Consider the following 18,618-nt stretch of genomic DNA (forward strand, 5'->3'; position numbering starts at 1 on the left):
TCCGGCGGCTAATGGATATAGCAATTTTGTATCGCAGCCAAACGGAAGGCCGCCGGTCGAAAGCCCTGTTTTCGGAACCGGTTTGCTCCGAGGGGGCTGTTAGCCATGAAAGTCAATTAATAATAGCCATGAAAGTAACCAACGCAATGCCAGATCAATCCATGAAAAATCAATCGGCCCTGTCACCCATGAAAAACCTGTCCATTATCACAACCGGAGCTGCCGGCGAAGTTATGAGTGTTCCCGCGATCACCGTTTACAAGTTCGGGAAAGCGATTACCGTGAAGTCCAGCGACATTACTTGCCTGGAAGGTGTAGGAAACTACACATTTGTATACACCCGGCACGAGAAGCACCTGGTTTCGAAATGTTTGAAAGAAGTGCAGGATGAGCTGAGCAGCGATTTCCTGCGAATCCACAAATCATATAGCATTAATGCCCGCCATATCAAGTCGCGCTGGCCGGATTACATTCACCTGAGCTGCGGCAAGGTAATCCCGATCGCCCGCCGCCGCATCCGCGAAACCCACGAAATACTGGGCAGAATGGCACTCTCGGCGTAACAGCCACGCGCAGAAAGCATTAGCCGGCAGGACAGGTGATCATCCACTTATCCTGCCGGCTTTTTTTCAGTATGCCCATTTGATATAGGCCGAGCCCCAGGTAAACCCTGCTCCGAATGCCGAAAATATGAGATTATCTCCCTTTTTTAGCTGCTTTTCATAATCCCAAAGGCAGAGCGGGATGGTAGCGGCGGTGGTGTTGCCGTACCGTTCGATGTTCATCATTACTTTGTCCATGCCCACGCCCATGCGGCTGGCGGTGGCTTCGATAATGCGCCTGTTGGCCTGGTGCGGCACGAGCCAGGCCACATCGTCATGGCTGAGCCGGTTGCGTTCCATCATTTCCGCGGAAACGTCCGCCATGTTCCGCACCGCCGATTTAAACACCTGCTGGCCATCCTGGTACAGGTAATGCATGCGCGCGTCCACGGTTTCGTGCGTGGCTGGGTACCGGCTGCCGCCCCCGCGTTGCAAGAGGTTGTTGTAGCCCGCGCCATCGGCGCGGATCAGCGTGTCGATCACGCCATAGCCTTCGTAATTCGGTTCGAGCAGCACCGCGCCCGCGCCGTCGCCGAACAGGATGCAGGTACGGCGGTCGGTATAGTCCATTACGGCCGACATTTTATCGGTTCCCACCACAACCACCTTCTTGTATTTGCCTGTTTCGATAAACTGCGCGCCGAGTTCCAGGCCGTAAACGAAGCCCGAGCAGGCCGCATTCACATCGAAACTACCGATGTTGCGGATGCCGAGCTGGTCGCAGATCAGGTTGGCTGTGCTGGGGAAAACGAAGTCGGGCGTAATGGTAGCGCAAATGAGGAGGTCTATTTCGGCGGGATCAGTATTGGTTTTTTCGAGGAGGCCCTGCACGGCCCTGGCACCCATGTGGGAACTGCCGAGCCCGGGATCTTTCAGGATACGGCGTTCACGAATGCCCGTCCGGCTTACGATCCATTCGTCGTTGGTATCCACGAGTGTCTCCAATTCGGCATTTGTAAGAATGTAGTCGGGGACATATCCTTCAATGCCTGAGATGGAGGCTGTAACTTGTCTCATATTTGATTTTAGTACTGGTAAATGTCGCTGTCAGGGTAACGTTTCGCCCTAAACAACAAATATGCACCACAAAAGTGCTCATTTCGCCACCTTTTGCGCGATTTTTTGGGAAGTTAATATGGAATGCAAAGGCTAGGGTACGATCCGGATCTCGACGCGCCGGTTGAGCCGCCGGTTCGCTTCGCAATCGTTCGGCGCAACCGGGAGATCGCTGCCGAAACCTTTTCCGCGTATCCGGGTGGTTTCTATGTGCTTCGAAACCAGGTATTTCCGGACTTCATCCACCCGGTCGAACGAAAGCAGCAGATTCTTGAACGGGTCGCCCACGTCGTCGGTATGGCCCATAAGTTCAATGCGCGATCCGGCGTTGCGTACCAGGTAGCCGGCCAGGATTTCCAGCTCGTAACCGCTCTCGGGTAATATGTCGGATTCGCTCTGCGGAAAATGCAGCGTCGCGCGGATATCGTCTTCAAGTACCGGGATGTTTTGTTCGATAACCGGCTCCCGGGCGCGTTCGGTGCTGTTTTCTATCGGTGTTAAATAAAAAATCTTTGTTGCATGCAAGTCCCGGCCTGCCACGGCTTCCGACAGCATTTCGTACCCGCTGGCGTGGATGGAAATCACGCTCGTGTCGCCGGCCGACATCCTGAACTGGTAAATGCCGTTTTCAAACCGTGGCGCAACCTGTCTGCCGGGATGATTCCCGACCAGCATGATCGTTGCCCGAACGGGCCTGAGGCTGAATTTGTCGAGCACGCGAATCGACACGCGGCTGCGCTGGCGGAGACTGCCCGCGGCTTTGGAATTCGCCTGCACCGGCTGGCTGAACGCCGGGCTACCCAGCAGGCATAGTACGACAATGGCTGTAAACGTTTTCATTCAAGCATTTTTCAGGTTGAACAACGTATTGCACTTTAATGCCGCCTTTAATTACGGCTGGAATTTGAATGGCACGTAGAATGGCCTCGTCGCATATCCGCCGCCGTAATTGCGGAGGCGCGTTTGCGGAGGTTCATGCGCCGAAAGGTCTACTGCACCGGAATTGAACAGCCTTTTAAACTCCGCTTTAACGGGCAGCGGCGCTTTCACGGGGTCCATCTTCATTTTGCGGCTGAACAGTTTGGGAATTTCTTCCTTGATCTTCAAAGGCAGGTTATCCACCTGCGGATCAAAATGAATGCTGATGGTGTACCAGACGGCGATCGGCTTCCCGTCTTTCTGTGCAGGCGTCCATTTGGGCATCATGCCCACGAGCCGAAGCGCCTCTTCATCCAGCTCCGTACCGGGGCTTTTCACAATGCGGCCGCTGCTAACATTCCCGTCCTCGTCCAGCAGGAATGAAACCTGCACCGGGCCTTCTACGCCGTTTTCGCGTGCCTGCCTGGGATATTTGAGGTTGTTGGCCAAAAATTTGTTCAAAGCCTTGTAGCCGCCCTGGAAATAGGGCCAGCGGTCGAGGCGCAGCGGGGAGCTGCTTTCGGTAGCGGCTTCCGATTCTTTTTTGGAAGCCTTCGCCTGGCTTCGGAGCGCCGTTCTGGGCATCGGTTTCAGAACGATCGCGTATTCGATTACGGATTGGAGGATCGGCTGCTGCCTGGTCTCAAAATCGGGATGTTTGATCACGAGCATCCCGCTCAACGGCGCATCGGGGATCTCAAAACTGCCCGACAGATTGGAAATCGTGCCCCGCTCGGACCCTGCGATCAGCACCGCCGCATTGGCGACCGGCCGCGATGCACCGTCGGTAATGCGGCCTGCAATGCGCGTAGTTTGCAGGAATGCGGGCCTGGCGTCCAGGCTGTCGTTGCGGTAGTGCCGGTTTGTCGCCAGTGCGGGGGTTACCGCGGCGGCGATCAGCAAAAGAGTGAGGTAGTTCAGGAGAAGCGGTTCAGGTATTCTTGGCTGCATGATTTTCCCGGTATTTGATTTGGCAGATATCCGTACAACTATCCTTTTTCCATAAACGATTGTAATTCAATTATAGGATACGCAATTCCCGGCAAAATGTGGAAGAAATTTTTAATGCCGATGGTGCTTGTATGGAAAGAGGTTTGCAGGAATTGCCGAAGCCGGGTTTTACCGGTACCGCTTCATCAGCAACGACAGCGGCCAGAACAGCGCTGTTACGATGGCCTTGCTCCAATTTGGGCGTTCGGGGTTTTTGTGGTAGGCTTTGATGCAGTACCAAGCCAGAATGACGAGTGAAATGAAGATAGCAGCTCCCATGACTTACGATTTAGTGATTAATGCATTGTAAATTAATCTATTAGTACCAACTGCATAAAATATTTGTACCAACGGCATCCAATGGCCTGCAAGCGGAATCATTTACTTCGAAAAAACGGCCTAAGTGATTTGATAGGCATCCGCAAGCTGCACGAGCGCTTTCCGGTCGGAGATATTGAGTTTTTCAAAAATGCGCCGGCGGAATGTGCTCACGGACGTGTATTGCAGCTGCATCAGCTCGCTGATCTGCGTGATGCTGTAATCCTGCACGATGTACATCGCGACCTGGAACTCCCGCGGCGTAAGGCCGTCGAACGGGTTCATCGACTTCCGGTTTAGCGTGTCATTCATGATAATGTCGGCCAGATCGGCGCTCATGTATTTTTTACCGGCCAGCACCACATTGATGGCCTTGATCAGGTCTTCGGGCGAGGCGTCTTTTTCCAGGTAGCCGTGCGCGCCCATTTGCAGCGCCCTTTTGCCAAATACCGCCTCGTTGTTCATCGATACGATGAGTACTTTCGTGTCCGGGTGCATATTCCTGATCCAGTGGATCACCTTGCTCGGATCGGTGTCGGGCATGCTCAGGTCGAGCAAAACCAGGTCGTAGGTGTTGATTTTCAGCTGGGTCATGATCGACTGGCCGTCCCATGCCTCGTCAATCTGCAAGTCGGGAAAGTGGTTCAGTAATGCAACTCTCAGTCCGTAACGTACCAGCGAATGGTCGTCGGCAATCAATGTCTTTTTCATAACGTAGTGAAATTGGTCGGCACATCGTCCGTTAGCATGGCGTCTGTCGCGTCGGGCTGGCCGGGCATCAAGCCCGAAATGGTCACCCTAGTTCCCTGGCCGACGGAGCTTTGTACTTCCAGTTTGCATTCGAGCAGCGCCACGAAATCAATGATGATCTGGTAACCGAGGCGGCCGCTCTGTTCTATACCGGCCGTGGTTTGGACCTGGGTGATCCGGCGGTTAATCTTGCTCAGGTCTGCGGGGGACATGCCCCGGCCATTGTCGGTTACGGAAAGCTGCAAATGGTCGCCGGCTTGTTCGAGTTCAACCCGGATATGCCCGCCGGTTGTGTATTTGTTTGAATTGTCGATCAGGTTGCGGATCACCGCTTTCAGGATTTCGCGGTTGGTAAAAAGCGGCCATTGTCCCGGATTGACGAATTCCAGTGTATTGTTTTTAAACGGAAGCATTTCCTTGAAAAACTCCCTGAGCTCGCCGGCAAGGCCGTCGAACGCGAAGGGCCGCTTGCTGAGGAAGAATCCCGCCTGCTGCGATCTGGTCCACAGGTTGATCTCTCTCACAAAAGCGTGAATGTTGGTAGCGGCCTTTTTGATTTCCCACATCCCGTTCCGCACGTCGTCGAGGCGTTCTTTGTCGAGCGCGGCGGAAACGTGGTCCGATAGCAGGTTGAGAAAATGGAGCGGCGATTGCAGGTCGTGCGCCAGCAGCAAGGTGATCTTCTCTTTCAGCCGGTTACTGTATTCAAGTTCCTGCGTGCGCTCGTGAACCTGCGCTTCCAGCTGCTTTTTGCGCAGCGTAAGATAGTGGTAGCGCAGCTTCACCACGAGGTAGAACGAGAATATCAGCAGGCAGAACGCAAAAACCGCGAAGTACCAGGTCTGGTACCAGAAGGGTTTCACAACGAAAGGCATGCTCAGCAGGCTGACATTATCCCGCCCGAAACCCGCTTTTTTGCGCACTTGAAGCACATATTTGCCATGTTCGAGGCGGTTGAGGATGATTGTCAGGTTACTGTTCAGTTCGTACCATTCGTGGTCAAGGCCTTTGATATTGTATTCCAGAAACTGATTTTCGGGCAGTCCGAAATAGGGCGACGCCAGCATGACCCCGATCCGGTTGAAAGACGGCGCGAGTTCCAGGCTGGTGCTGAATGGCTGCTCTTTGCCGTCGACGGTGAATTTGTCGATCAGGATGCGGGAATTGGGCAAAATGTCGGTGACACTGTCGGGATGAGCCTGTACCAGGCCGTCCATTGAGGGGAACGAAAACCGGCCGTCGGGCAGGACAATGGACGACGGATAGCAGCCGCCATTGAACTCGTTGTTCGCAAAGCCATTGCTTTTATCGTAATAATAGTAAAACACATGGCGGGTTTTCTGGTCGAGGTAATCGTAAAGGTCCTGGGTTTTACATTTAAAAAGTCCGTGGTTTGTGCTCATCCACATAAAGCCCTTTTTGTCTTCCAGAAAAGTGTGCACCACGAGCAGATAGCCGTTCCTATCGAGCGGCAATGCGGTGGCCTTCCCGTTCCGGATGGCATAGAAGCCCTGTCCGTAAGTGCCAGCCCACAGCGTGCCTTCCGGGTCGGAGTGGAATGCCCGCACCTCCCTGCCTTCGAGGCCCGCAACCTCTTTGAAGCTGTTTTTCCGTACATCCAGCAAATACACACCACGGCCATCGGCCGTCCAGAACTGCGAATTGTTGACAGGCATGAACGTCTTCACATCCTTTTCGAGACTCAGCCAGCGAATGGAATCGCTCTCGATTCGCCCGAATTTGCCCGACATGGCATTGAGCCAGATCGTTCCGTCGGGTGTTTGGGTGATGTGCGCAATCTCGCGATCGGCATGAAACCGGCGGATGGGTTTCAAATCGGACGTTCGTTGCTCTAAACTTTTGTAGCCCCGGTTCATCCATACATTCCCGTCCCGGTCGATCAGCGTCCCGCTCCGTGGGATAAGTGGAAACGGCTCACCGGTCATTTGCCCACCTTTTCCGACAGCTCCATGCTCCGTGAGGATGACATTTCCCGCAAATACGCGTTGGCTGTAAAAGTTGTTGCCCGTGCCCGGTATACGAACCGTTTTGAACTGCTTCTTCCTGAAAATATACAAGCCGCCCGTTTTGGTACCCAGCAAATGCACGCCCGATTCGGGAATATGGAGATAGCTATCCAGCCCGCCCAGGTCTGCGGTTTTCAGCACTGGCTTGCAAATCAGCGCGTCACCTGCGGCCGGTCCGAGCTGGTAAAACGTATTGGAATTGTGCAGAAACAGCCGCTCGCCCTGCTGGTAAAAATGGGTAGCCCCGCGGAGTGCATAGCCGCCAGGCAATTGCGGCGAAACAACCTGCTCCCGGCCCGACATATCGACACTTGCCAGTTGCTGCTGTTTGTTGAAATAATAAACTTTCTTATTCAAAAATCCGGCGTGCTCGAAAGACAGCGGCGTGCCATGATCGTAGGTTTTGAAGAATACGACCCTTTTCCGGTAAATGCCGATCAGCGCGGCGTCGCCGATTCTTAGAAACCCGTCGCCGCGCGCGCCTACCTGATGATAAATCACCTGTGACGCATACTGGTTGAAAAGTGAATCTACGCGCTGGCGGTCCTGTGGATGGAGATTGGCGAATACATCGAACTGGTCTGTACGGGAGCGCAGGATCACGGCCCGGTTCCGAACGTGCTGGTTGAGGACGAATGGCTGGTTGTTTTCGTCAAAAGAGAATACTTTGAAGCCCGTATCCTTGAAATAAATGGTGCTGTCGCCGGTGAGGCCAAGCTCGATAATGCGGTTCGAAGCAAGCTGCGGCACATTGCTGAGGTTGTACGTCACAAAGCGCGTGCCGTCGAAGCGCACCACGCCACCCTGTGTCGACATCCATATAAAGCCGTTTTTATCACGTTGAAGCTGCATCACGCTGTTCTGCGGCAGTCCGTTGTCGCTGGTATAATGCTGCTCCGTGAAGTCGGAAATTTCCTGGCCAGATGCTTGTGAAGCGGCCGCAAGAAGGGTGAGAAGGATGGCGATCCTTACAATATTCATAGCCGGGTTAAGAAAAGGTTTCGTCCCCGGACGACGGCGAGGCGTCCGAATCAAGGATACAATAATAGCTTAGTTTTGTAATAATTCTATGCGATGTAAAAACATTTCTAGGCGAAGCAGATGACTGCCGCTCCGTTAAGATAAAACGGACGCGTTTTAAGAGTAGTTGCGCGCCATGCTCGTCTTCCGGGTGTTGAACAGGTTTTTGGCGTTGGCATTATAAATATGAAGCATTCAGGACATTCCTTTTTTCTCTTTTTGATACTTACTTTTTGCGGCAGCACATTTTCTAACGGGCAGCCGCTGGACGCAGCGAGCCTTTCGTCGGTGCCCCGGGTGGCGGACGTGGGTGCTGCCAGGCTCCCGGCCGCTATTGCTCCGGTGAAGGCGCCATTCCCGATGCCCGCGTTTGCAAAGCCCGTTTTTCCCAAACTTACCATTCGCATTACCGATAAAGGCGCCCGCGCGGGTGCAATGGCGACAAAGGCGATCCAGTCGGCCATCGACGAGGTGAGTAAAAAGAAGGGCGGGACCGTGATAGTGCCCGCCGGGACCTGGAGAACCGGGCGAATCAGCCTGAAAAGCAATGTGAACCTGCATATCAGCGAAGGTGCCGAGCTGCGTTTCAGTCCTGAAATCGAGGATTACCTGCCGGCCGTGTTCACCCGGAACGAGGGCGTGGAACTGATGTCACTCGGCGCCTTGATATATGCGAACGGCCAGGAGAACATCGCCGTGACGGGCAAAGGGAAGCTGGTTGGCCCGCCCGACGGACCGGTGAGACAGCGTTATATGAATGTGAACGTGATCGAGAAAGTGGTGCCGGCCGACAAGCCCGTGAGCGAGCGGGTGTACGAAGGCAAAGACGGCGGCTTTATATTCCCGCCGATGTTTATTTCGCCCATTAATTGTAAGAAGGTTTATATCGAAGGCATTACGCTACATAATACGCCATTCTGGAACGTGGTGCCCGTTTACTGCGACAACGTGATTATCAGGGGCATTACCGTGCAATCTGTGGGTATTCCGCGTGGCGACGGCATCGATATCGAATCGTCGAGAAATGTCCTGATCGAATACTGCACGCTCAGCAGCGGCGACGACTGCTTCACGATCAAGGCGGGCAGGGGCGAGGACGGCATTCGGGTGAACAAGCCCACCGAGAATGTCGTGATCCGGCATTGCCTTGCGCGCGAGGGCCACGGAGGCATTACCTGCGGCAGCGAAACCGCCGGGATGATCCGCAACGTGTACGTGCGCGACTGCGTGTTCGACGATACCGATACCGGGCTGCGTTTCAAAACGCGGCGTTCGCGTGCGGGCGGCGGCGAAAACATCGTGTACGAAAACATCCGCATGAATCTCCGCGGCGACGCCGTGAAGTTCGATATGCTGGGAAGCCGGCAATATGTGGGCGAGCTCGCCGACCGCCTGCCGCCCCGCCCCGTGAATGACCTCACACCGGCCTACCGCAACATCACAGCCCGCAACATTGTCGTGGACAAAGCGCGCACATTCATCGACATTACCGGCATTCCCGAATCGCCGGCCGCCAACCTGCTGATCGAAAACGCCATCGTCAATGCCCGCACGGCATTCAAGGCGAGTGATGCAGAGCGGGTAACCGTTCGCGGTGCGACGCTCACCGTCACGGACACGCTCCTGCGTGCGCTGGATGTTCGGAATGTGCTGTTTGAAAAAGTGGAATTCAATACGCCGGGAAAAAAGCTGGCGATTGCGGTAGAAGGTGAAAATTCAAGTAATGTCCGGTTTGTGGATTGCACACCGGCGAAACCAGAAGGGCTCGACTAAGCCGCTCAGGTACATAGCGTTGGGGAGTATTCGCCACGGAATCGTTCGCGGTTGCGGCGCGCGCCGGAAGCCCGTTCTGCGCCGCCGGTCAATCCTGAAATTCGAGCAACGCCTTCAACGCCTTGAAACAGGCATAAGCGAGGTAGATCGGCACCAGCACTGGCAGAAAAACAGCCATTTTCAGGATATCGTCGTTTGTAAAATTTTTCATAGGAGACCTTATTGAATACAACTTATTCTACAAATAGATAAAAGTTGTACCACGAATATAAGGCAAGGAAATTTATCATCCGGCAAAAAAATAGCTGCTCCTTGTTAAGTGAGCAGCTATTCCAATATCCTTCGAAATTTTTACTTATTCCACCAAAGCGGCGTCGTAATATCGTCGTTGCCCTGGGCTTTTACGGCGTTCTGGTAATTGGCCAGGTTTACGCTCTGCTCTTTCGGCGGGTAGTACAAGCGCTCAGGGACGCCTTCGCCGAACAGCGGCTGGAACTTGTAGTCGGTCGTTTTGCCGTCCACGGTGCGGCTCCAAACGGTGTCGCCGGGCTTCACAAGGAAAGTCGGGTAGCCGGTGCGGCGGATCTCCGCCCAGGCTTCATCGCCCTGCGTGTATAGCGCCAGGTATTTCTGGTTCAGTACATTGGCTTTGTCGGCTTTGGGCAATGCGGCCAGGTAGGTAGTAATGTCGGCCTGGGCCACTCCCCATTTTTGCAATGAGGCGGTTACGCCATTAATGTATTCCTGCTGGTCCCAGTTTTTGTATTCCGAAATCAGGAACGCCACTTCGGCATATTCTTGCAAAACCTCCCCAAAGTTGGCGGCATTCACCGCTGTGCCCGGAAGGCTCACGTCGGTGGCGGTGAGCAAGCCGGCGGCTGCCACGGGCAATCCGTAGGGCTGGCCTACATAGTTACCGGCCGCATTTTTGGTGGCATAAATCGGCAGACGGGGGTCTTGCACTTTTACAGTTCCCAATTCTCCTTTCAACACATTGATAATCACATGCGAAACGGCGAAATCCTTGCGGTTGGCCGTCACCGTGGCGCGGTACAGCGGCGCCTCGTTCGGGGCCAGCAGCTGGTATTTAAACACCGCATTGTCCGCATTGGAAGTGAAAACGCCTTTGGTCAATGCGTCCTCGAAATGCGTGTTCGACTCGGCCGGCAGCTGTTTGCGGATGCGCGTCGCGATACGGAGGCGGAGCGAGTTGGCGAACTTAGCCCAGAGCTCGTTTTTGCCCTTATAAATTACATCGTAGTTGCCGAAAGTGGTGGCGCTTTTGTACTTGATCAGCGTGTCACCGGCAGCTTTCAGTTCATTGAGGATGTCGAGATAGATCTTCTGCTGACTTGCATAGGCCGGGCTCAGATTTTCCGGTTCTTGCTGTAATGCCTGGAACTCGGGGTCCTGGTTGCCGTACGACTGGTAAGGAATGTTCCCGAAAACGTCGGTCAGGTTCTGAAACGTGTAGGCTTTCAGAATGCGGGCGATCGCGATCTGGTTCGCATTGGTACCGGCCGTTCCGGCAGTAGCGATGTTCCTGGTCGCCGGGTCGGTATTGAGCTTGATGATCTCGTTCAGGTTGTTCAACGCCTTGTAAGCATTGCTCCAATACGTATCCGAATAAGAGCGCGGAATGTCGTAGCGTGATTGGTCGCTGTAAATATTCTGGCTGTAATACTGCGAAAAGAGCTGCGAGCCGCGCAGGGAGCTGTTTTCGTTGCGGATGTTGTCCATTACCTGCTTTTCGGCGGAGAGCAGGATGGTGGTCGTCGTTACATTGTCAGGACGGTTCGGGTCCTTGTTGATTTCCTCGAAATGACTGTCGGAGCAGGAGGCGAGCAATGCGCCGATGCCGAGGGCCAGAATGCTTTTGGGATATATGGACTTTTGCATGATATTCAATATTAATGTCTGCTTAGAACTTCACGTTTACATTCAGGCCGTAGGTCGCAGGAACCGGAATGTTACCGCCTTCGATACCCTGGATGTTGCCGCCGCTGTTGGCGAATTCGGGGTCGATGTATTTGCTGGCGGTGTAAATATTGGCCAGGTTACGTCCGTATACCCCGAAATAAACCTGCTTCACGGCCTTGCTGTTCAGCGCCAGGTTGTACCCGAATGTGATTTCACGCAGTTTCACGAACGTTGCGTCGAAGATCGTTTGCGGGGTAGGGCCGCTGTACTCGCCGCGGGCCCATGCCTGGGCGGTAATGCGCGTGTCGTTCGGAGTGGTGTTGGCCACCGAGTAAGTTCCGTCGGCATTGTAGGTAACGTTTCCTTTCACACCGTCGAGCACCACCCCGGTTTCGCGGATGTTGTTGGCGGCCGTTTTGTCCAGTACACCTGCGTACATCGCCACTTTGTAGGTTTGCGAGAAGAACTTGCCGCCTACGCGTCCGTCTACGAGGAAGCCCAGGTTGAAGTTTTTGTACGTGAAGTTGTTCTGGAAACCGAAGAGGTATTTCGGCAGCACGCTGCCCAGCGGGGTGAGCTGCTGCGAGCGCTCATAAGTTCCGTCGGCTTTGATCACCTTCTGTCCGTCGGCAGCATACACGAAGTCGTTGCCGAGGATTTGTCCGTAAGGCTGGCCTTCGCGTGCCACCAGGGTCACGAGGCTGTTGGCAAGCTGGAATGTGTTGATGCCCGGCGCGAGCTCGATCACCTTGTTGCGGTTTCTCGACCAATTGAGGCTCGAATTCCACTCAAATCCGTTGGAACGGACCGGCGTGCCGCTCAATGTCAGTTCAATACCCTTGTTATTAATCTTTCCTGCATTGATCACCTTCGAATCATATCCGAATGCCGACGATACCGGGATGTTGATGATCTGGTTGCGGCTCACGTTGTCATAATAGGTAATGTCGAGGCCCACGCGGTTTTTCAATGCCTGGATGTTCAACCCCGCTTCCCAGGAGCTGGTAATCTCCGGTTTGAGGAACTGGTTGTTCAGCTGCGCAGGCAGTTTGTAGGACGGCAGGCCGTCGAACGATTGGCTCGCTTCGTAGGCACGTTGCAGCTGGTAAGGGTCGGTGTCGTTACCCACCTGCGCCCAGCCGAGGCGTACTTTCGCAAAATCGAGCCAGCCGATGTCTTTCACGCCATTGAGTTCGCTGAGGATCAAACTCGTTGTTAGTGAAGGGTATGCGAATGAGTTGCGGTTCAATGGCAGGGTGGACGACCAGTCGTTACGCAGCGTACCATCGAGGAACAACAGGCTCTTCCAGCCCAGCGAGAAGCTACCAAAGATCGAGCTGATCTGCTTACGGTACGCATTCGAGTTCACAAGTACCGAGCTCGCATTCTTTAAGTTGTAATACTCCGGAATGATCAATCCGCCTTGGGTTACGGCGTCACTGATCCGGCGGCGCTGACTCATGATGTTACCACCCGCATTCACGTTCAAGGAAATGTCGCCCCAGCTCTTATTGGCTGATGCAAGCAATTCGTAGTTGAACTCGCTGAAATTGTTGTTATACTCCTGGTATTGCGATTGTGTCCGCGAATACACGGCAATGCGGTCCTGGTATTGGTATTGATAAACATCCGCATTCACTTTTCCGCTCACTTTCAGCCAGCTGTTCACATCGTAAACCACGCCTACGTTGCCGTAAAAGCGGTCGCGGTTCTCTTCGAGGTAGCTTTGGTACGCCGACCAGTACGGGTTATCGATGAACTTCGCCGCTTCACCCGCCGGGTTGTCCTGGTAGCCGCTGCGGTTCCAGAGGATCTGGCTGCCGTCGGCGCGCTTATAGTTTTTCAGCTTATCGTAATCCACCTGCACCTGTCCCCACTGGAATGCTTCGAGGATGATGTTCCGGTTGGTAGCACCCGTCCACGGCCGGCCGGTCGATTGGTTTTTGATATAATTAAAGTTGTTGTAAAACTTAAACTTGCCCGCCTGCGTCGAACCGGAAAAGTTGATCGAGTTACGTTTCAGGGATGAATTCGGGACCGTACCTTTTACATTTTTATTGGTAAATGAAATGCGGTAGGTCGAGTTGGCATTACCGCCGCTCACGGCCAGGCTGTTTGTATTCGCCACGCCTGTTTCAAAGAACGTGTGGACGTCGTTTTTAGGGTAAATCCACGGCTGCGGTTTCAGGTACTCCGCAGTATTTTCAGGATCGAGGTTATACCAATGCAATACCGGCGTACCGTCGAGCTTGGGCCCCCAGCTTTCATCCACTGCATATTCTACAATATTGTAATCGTTTCCGCCGATGTTGGCTTTCTGGAAAGTGCTCGAAAAGCCGCCTCCGTAGAGTTTCTGGCGTTTCGGCAGACGTACAATGTTCTCAAACTCCACGCCGGTATTCAGCGTCACGTTCACTTTGCTGTTTTCCTTGCCTTTTTTGGTGGTGATCAGGATCACGCCGTTGGCGGCACGGGTACCGTAAAGCGCCGCTGCGGATGGTCCTTTGAGCACCGAAATGTTCTCAATATCGTCCGGGTTAAGGTCCTGGATCATGTTACCCACGTCCTTGCCGCCGCTTCCCGCGCTCGTAGCCGCGCTGTTGAGGTCGGCATTGTCGATCGGCGTGCCGTCGATCACGTACAAAGGCTGGTTATTGCCCGAAATGGAGTTGATACCACGGAGGAGCACGCGCGACGATCCGCCCATGTTACCACCGGACGACACCACCTGCATACCCGCAACCCGGCCCGATAATGCGCTCAGCGCGTTGGTAGGGCGTGTTTGCAATGCTTCACCTTTTACTTCCTGCACGGCATAACCGAGCGCGCGCTTCTCGCGGGAAATGCCGAGGGCCGTTACCACCACTTCGTTCAGGATCTTGGCGTCTTGCTTCAAGGCCACATTGATTTTATCGCTGTTGCCTACTGCTATTTCCTGGTTGATGTAGCCAATGAAGGAAACCACCAGCACGGGCGATTCGCCGCTGACGTCCAGGCTGAAACCGCCGTTGGCGTCGGTGAGGGTGCCTGTGGAAGTCCCTTTAATGGTAACCGAGGCGCCGGGAAGTCCGCTCGCGTCGTTGGCGTCGGTAACCGTACCGGTAATGGTCCGCTGCTGTGCATGCACGAGCCCGGTCGCAAGTAAGGTCACCAGAATGAGGTACATAAATCTCGTTTTCATGAAATTGTATTTTGGTGAGGATTGAGTTGGATTGTTTTTGGAGGTTTTCTTTTGTTTATGAATTGATCGATGTGAAAATGGTTTCCTGTAAACTCGTTTTGTTGAAATTAAATTCCGCTAAACCCACTTAAAATGAACTTATTGTAAAGATTGTGTTAAAAAATATTTTGTAAATGTATTAAAATAAAATTAAGACTCTTATTATCTATCGGATTAATAGATTAAAAAGTTCAAAAAATCCAGAATAGGATTGTTCCAAGTTGAGCGGTTCCCTGTGTGTGAGCGGGTTGTGCTTGTCGGTCCGGTGTCATCGCGACTGACGGTTCGTGTCCGTGGGAGGGAAGCGAAAGGAGGGAGCGCGGCGGATTCTGCATTGGAGGCCAGTGGTAACATTAATTTAACAGAAAAGATCGGTTTTGCGATAGCCCGTTCGGTAAGTGGTAACGTATCCAGTACGTATCGAGCGAGTCACGCAGCATGTCGGTTCCAAGAGCTAAAATATTGATCGAAAAGCTGATCAGCAACCGCCTGTCGGCGGAGGAGCTGTCCGAACTGCTGGCCGGCGCCCACGACGAGGCCGTACAGCAGGCATATTCGGATGCGCTGGAAGTTTATTTCAATCAATTGTTGGCCGAAGAGTTCGATAAACGGCGAAAGCTGCTCGACTAGCCCGATACAGGAACTGTATTTAATCACCTACTCGCCTAATACTAATACTATGAGACCAAAAGCTACCCTGAAAATGGCGGCGCGATGTATGTTGGCCGCAATCTGTCTTTCCGGCCCGGATATATCCGCCCGGGCTGCCGGGCCGAACAACAGCCAGCTGCTCCCTGTGGCCGACAGGATTAAAGGAAAAGTAACTTCCGCCGTCGACGGAGCGCCGATCCCGGGCGTAAACGTGCTCGTGAAAGGCACGCAGCTGGGTACCACCACCGATGCCGACGGCGCTTACACGCTCGACGTGGATTCCAAAAACGCCGTGCTCGTATTTTCCTACATCGGCTTCAATACCGCTGAAATGACGGTAGGCGGCAAAAGCGTTGTGGATGTAGTGCTCGAAGAAAGCGTGGCAACCTTGCAGGAAGCGGTTGTGACCGCACTCGGTATCAAACGCGAAACGCGTTCGCTGGGTTATAATGTAGGCAAAGTGGAAGGCCGCGATGTGGCTAATGTCGCGAACGAAAACGTGCTTACCTCCCTCTCCGGTCGCGTATCGGGGGTTTCGATCAACCAAACGAGCGGCGTCGGCTCTTCCATCAGCATCGTGATCCGCGGTGCGGCTTCGCTGAAAAACAACCAGCCGCTGTTCGTCGTGGACGGTGTGCCGCTGGCCAACAGCCTTGCCAACGTGAGCGAAAAAGGAAGCGGCAACAAGGTCGATTACGGTAATGCGATTTCCGATATCAACCCGGACGACATCGAAAGTATGTCGGTCCTGAAAGGCCCTTCGGCGGCTGCATTGTACGGCTCGCGCGCGGGTAATGGCGTGATCCTGATCACGACCAAGTCGGGCAAGAAAGGTAAAGGCCTCGGGGTATCGTTCTCGACATCCAATGTTTTCGAAAAGCCTTACCGCTACCTCGATTTCCATTACAAATATGCGAACGGCGAGCGTCCGTTCCAGCTCGATGAGGCCTCGGCTTACTGGGGCGGTCTGCCGCTCGATGCAGGCAACAAGGCCGTGCAATGGAACTCGCCCCTCGATGCGAACGGGCAGCCTGTTGAGACGGAGTTGAAGTCGTATAAGAATAATATGAAGAACTTCCTGCAAACGGGGATCACTTCGACCAATAACCTGACTGTCTCAGGCTCAACCGACAAGGCTACTTACCGGGTTTCGTATAACAATATGAGTAACCGCGGTTTGATTCCCAATTCGGACCTGTACCGCAACTCGCTTAGCTCGGCGCTGACATTCGATATGTCGAAAAACGTGAAACTGAGCACCAACATCAACTTCGTTCGTTCGAACTCGAACAGCCGCCCGCAGACGTCGGAGCGCGACGGTAACCCGTTGCAGGCCGTTTACTACTCGCCGAGCTACGATGTGCGTGACCTGAAAGGCGTTTGGAAGCCGGGCTTGGAAGAAATCGAGCAGCTCACCGTGGCGCCCGGCGAAACAGATAACCCTTATTTTCTGGCCAAACACCTTACCAACGCCTACGTCCGCGACCGCCTGTACGGAAACCTGAAACTCGACTGGACCATCGCACCAGGTCTGACGGCATTCATCCGCTATTCGCATGATATGTACGATGAAGACCGCGAAACCAAAATTCCATGGAGCTACAAAAGCATGGCCAAAGGCGGTTATTACCTCGAAAACGTAGGCCGCAACGAAGGTAACGCCGACTTCCTCGTGACGAAAAGCATCAAAGCAGGGGCATTCGATATCAATATCTCCGGTGGTGGTAACATCATGAGACAAAAAGGCAACAGCTCCAACCTGGGCGGACGTGACCTTTCGGTGCCGGGTTTGTACAACATCTCCAACATCCCCGTTGCCAACCGCGTAGTGGGCAACGGCAGCTACAAAAAAGCGATTTACAGCTTGTACGCATTGGGTTCTTTTGGTTTCAAAAATCAGCTTTACCTCGATGTGACGGCCCGCAACGACTGGTCGAGTACCTTGCCGGAAGCGAACCGCTCGTATTTCTATCCATCGGCGTCGCTGAGCTGGCTGGCCAGTACTACATTCAATATGCCTACGAGTATCTCCCTCCTGAAATTCCGCGGAGGCTGGGCGCAGGTGGGTAACGACACCGACCCTTATCAGCTCTATCCCAACCTGGGAACCGGCAACTGGGGTAACCTCGTAACCGCCAACCTGGGCGAAACATTGCTTAACCCGACCCTGCTTCCTGAAATCGCAACTTCTACCGAAGGAGGTGTGGATCTGAATATGTTCAACAACCGCCTGCGTTTTGACCTGACTTATTACGACCGCACGAACACCAACCAGATTTTCAACGTGCCCATGGCGCCTTCCACCGGGTATGCGAGCAAGAACATCAATGCCGGTAAGCTCGTGAGCCGCGGCTGGGAAATAGGGATCGGGGGTACGCCTATCGACAACCGCAACGGCTGGACGTTGGATGTGAATGCGAATTTCAGCCGCAACCGTGTGACGGTGAAAGAGCTGGCCCCCAATTTCCCTTATTTCGAACAATGGAGTGAAAACGGCGCGGGTGCCTACACGTTTGTAGGCGAGCAGATCGGTAATATTTACAGCCGCGGATTCGCCACCGTAACCGACCCGAATTCTCCTTACTATCGCTGGCCGATTATCGCTTACGATGGCGAAACCGGTGATATGGACTGGCAGCAGCTCGGTGGCCGCGACAATAACGTGAAGGTAGGTAACTATAATCCCGACTTCATGGTAGGTGGCCAGGTGAACCTCTCTTACAAACGCTTCTCGCTCGGATTGAGCCTCGACTGGCGCCAGGGCGGTGAGTTCATGTCGTTCACTTACCGTTACGGCGAGTCGGACTGGAAATCGCAGCGCCAGCTGGATAACCTGATCCCGGGAAGCCTCTACTCGCCTGACGAGCTGGTGGCATTGCTGAAATCGGACCCTGAAAAATACATTATCCCTAAAAACGGCAACTTCCCACGCGTAGGCGGCCACACGGCGGCGACGGGCGGTTTCGGAGCCGATGGTGACGGTGCATTCATCCCGGGCGTTTGGGAAGATAAGGACGGAAACTACCACGAATGGCTGGGCGGCCCTGGAACCAAGTATCTGCCTATTACAGCTATGTATCCTTGGAGTTACAACCAGCAGGTTACTTTCGATGCGTCGTTCGTGAAGTTGCGCGAGATCACATTGACCTACAAAATTCCCGTGCTGTTCAACTCGGTGCGTAACGCGAGCCTGTCGGTCTATACCCGTAACATCATGCTCTGGAACGCGGCGAAAATCGGGATCGATCCTGAGCGTGCATTCTGGGCAGATCCGGGCAGAGGCGGTTTCCGCCAGGGTATCGAGCGTCAGAACGTGATGCCGTGGACCATTCCATTCGGATTCAAGCTCAACTTCGATTTCTGATCAACTTTT

The 18,618-nt window shown here is 53.8% G+C and carries 13 protein-coding genes; 4 read left to right on the plus strand and 9 right to left on the minus strand.

Annotated elements, in window-relative coordinates:
- Positions 1–188 precede the first annotated feature (188 nt).
- Positions 189–563, plus strand: coding sequence for a LytR/AlgR family response regulator transcription factor (locus DFER_RS02995; protein ID WP_229206162.1), 375 nt, complete (start codon positions 189–191; stop codon positions 561–563).
- 66 nt (positions 564–629) lie between these two features.
- Here the strand turns inward: DFER_RS02995 and DFER_RS03000 are convergent, their stop codons facing one another.
- The 6 genes from DFER_RS03000 to DFER_RS03020 form a co-directional block, all read right to left on the minus strand.
- Positions 630–1,619, minus strand: coding sequence for a beta-ketoacyl-ACP synthase III (locus tag DFER_RS03000; protein ID WP_015810125.1), 990 nt, complete (start codon positions 1,617–1,619; stop codon positions 630–632).
- A 132-nt stretch (positions 1,620–1,751) separates the two neighbouring features.
- Complete coding sequence (locus tag DFER_RS29030) at positions 1,752–2,498, minus strand: OmpA family protein (RefSeq protein ID WP_015810126.1); 747 nt, start codon at positions 2,496–2,498, stop codon at positions 1,752–1,754.
- Positions 2,499–2,549: 51 nt separating this feature from the next.
- A complete protein-coding gene (locus tag DFER_RS03010) occupies positions 2,550–3,527 on the minus strand; it encodes a TonB family protein (protein WP_015810127.1) in 978 nt (325 codons plus the stop codon).
- A 168-nt stretch (positions 3,528–3,695) separates the two neighbouring features.
- A complete protein-coding gene (locus DFER_RS30020) occupies positions 3,696–3,845 on the minus strand; it encodes a hypothetical protein (protein WP_015810128.1) in 150 nt (49 codons plus the stop codon).
- Positions 3,846–3,965: 120 nt separating this feature from the next.
- The gene (locus DFER_RS03015) at positions 3,966–4,595 is read right to left on the minus strand and encodes a response regulator (protein ID WP_015810129.1); all 630 of its coding nucleotides are present in this window, start codon (positions 4,593–4,595) and stop codon (positions 3,966–3,968) included.
- Positions 4,592–7,642, minus strand: coding sequence for a sensor histidine kinase (locus DFER_RS03020; RefSeq protein ID WP_015810130.1), 3,051 nt, complete (start codon positions 7,640–7,642; stop codon positions 4,592–4,594). The genes DFER_RS03015 and DFER_RS03020 overlap by 4 nt, the downstream gene beginning before the upstream one ends.
- Before the next feature lie 225 nt (positions 7,643–7,867).
- Between DFER_RS03020 and DFER_RS03025 the strand changes: the two genes are divergently transcribed.
- On the plus strand, positions 7,868–9,454 hold the full coding sequence (locus DFER_RS03025; protein ID WP_015810131.1) for a glycoside hydrolase family 28 protein: 1,587 nt from the start codon (positions 7,868–7,870) through the stop codon (positions 9,452–9,454).
- Between the two features lie 88 nt (positions 9,455–9,542).
- Here the strand turns inward: DFER_RS03025 and DFER_RS30670 are convergent, their stop codons facing one another.
- From DFER_RS30670 to DFER_RS03035, 3 genes are all read right to left on the minus strand, one after another.
- Positions 9,543–9,665 (minus strand): hypothetical protein, encoded by a 123-nt coding sequence (locus tag DFER_RS30670; RefSeq protein ID WP_015810132.1) that lies wholly within the window; start codon positions 9,663–9,665, stop codon positions 9,543–9,545.
- A gap of 140 nt (positions 9,666–9,805) precedes the next feature.
- Positions 9,806–11,353, minus strand: coding sequence for a SusD/RagB family nutrient-binding outer membrane lipoprotein (locus DFER_RS03030; RefSeq protein WP_015810133.1), 1,548 nt, complete (start codon positions 11,351–11,353; stop codon positions 9,806–9,808).
- A gap of 22 nt (positions 11,354–11,375) precedes the next feature.
- On the minus strand, positions 11,376–14,555 hold the full coding sequence (locus DFER_RS03035) for a SusC/RagA family TonB-linked outer membrane protein (protein ID WP_015810134.1): 3,180 nt from the start codon (positions 14,553–14,555) through the stop codon (positions 11,376–11,378).
- Between the two features lie 477 nt (positions 14,556–15,032).
- Between DFER_RS03035 and DFER_RS03040 the strand changes: the two genes are divergently transcribed.
- On the plus strand, positions 15,033–15,224 hold the full coding sequence (locus DFER_RS03040; protein ID WP_015810135.1) for a hypothetical protein: 192 nt from the start codon (positions 15,033–15,035) through the stop codon (positions 15,222–15,224).
- A gap of 49 nt (positions 15,225–15,273) precedes the next feature.
- Positions 15,274–18,609 carry a SusC/RagA family TonB-linked outer membrane protein gene (locus tag DFER_RS03045; protein ID WP_041734689.1) on the plus strand — a complete coding sequence of 1,112 codons (3,336 nt, stop codon included), beginning with the start codon at positions 15,274–15,276 and terminating at the stop codon, positions 18,607–18,609.
- Positions 18,610–18,618 lie beyond the last annotated feature (9 nt).

This window comes from Dyadobacter fermentans DSM 18053 (genome assembly GCF_000023125.1).
In the GTDB taxonomy this organism is placed as follows: Bacteria; Bacteroidota; Bacteroidia; order Cytophagales; family Spirosomataceae; genus Dyadobacter; species Dyadobacter fermentans.

Excerpts from the sequence above, each read along its gene's own strand:
- DFER_RS02995 (WP_229206162.1), top strand. The coding sequence starts at position 189 with ATGAAAAACCTGTCCATTATCACAACCGGAGCTGCCGGCGAAGTTATG.
- DFER_RS03000 (WP_015810125.1), bottom strand. The coding sequence starts at position 1,619 with ATGAGACAAGTTACAGCCTCCATCTCAGGCATTGAAGGATATGTCCCC.
- DFER_RS29030 (WP_015810126.1), bottom strand. The coding sequence starts at position 2,498 with ATGAAAACGTTTACAGCCATTGTCGTACTATGCCTGCTGGGTAGCCCG.
- DFER_RS03010 (WP_015810127.1), bottom strand. The coding sequence starts at position 3,527 with ATGCAGCCAAGAATACCTGAACCGCTTCTCCTGAACTACCTCACTCTT.
- DFER_RS30020 (WP_015810128.1), bottom strand. The coding sequence starts at position 3,845 with ATGGGAGCTGCTATCTTCATTTCACTCGTCATTCTGGCTTGGTACTGC.
- DFER_RS03015 (WP_015810129.1), bottom strand. The coding sequence starts at position 4,595 with ATGAAAAAGACATTGATTGCCGACGACCATTCGCTGGTACGTTACGGA.
- DFER_RS03020 (WP_015810130.1), bottom strand. The coding sequence starts at position 7,642 with ATGAATATTGTAAGGATCGCCATCCTTCTCACCCTTCTTGCGGCCGCT.
- DFER_RS03025 (WP_015810131.1), top strand. The coding sequence starts at position 7,868 with ATGAAGCATTCAGGACATTCCTTTTTTCTCTTTTTGATACTTACTTTT.
- DFER_RS30670 (WP_015810132.1), bottom strand. The coding sequence starts at position 9,665 with ATGAAAAATTTTACAAACGACGATATCCTGAAAATGGCTGTTTTTCTG.
- DFER_RS03030 (WP_015810133.1), bottom strand. The coding sequence starts at position 11,353 with ATGCAAAAGTCCATATATCCCAAAAGCATTCTGGCCCTCGGCATCGGC.
- DFER_RS03035 (WP_015810134.1), bottom strand. The coding sequence starts at position 14,555 with ATGAAAACGAGATTTATGTACCTCATTCTGGTGACCTTACTTGCGACC.
- DFER_RS03040 (WP_015810135.1), top strand. The coding sequence starts at position 15,033 with ATGTCGGTTCCAAGAGCTAAAATATTGATCGAAAAGCTGATCAGCAAC.
- DFER_RS03045 (WP_041734689.1), top strand. The coding sequence starts at position 15,274 with ATGAGACCAAAAGCTACCCTGAAAATGGCGGCGCGATGTATGTTGGCC.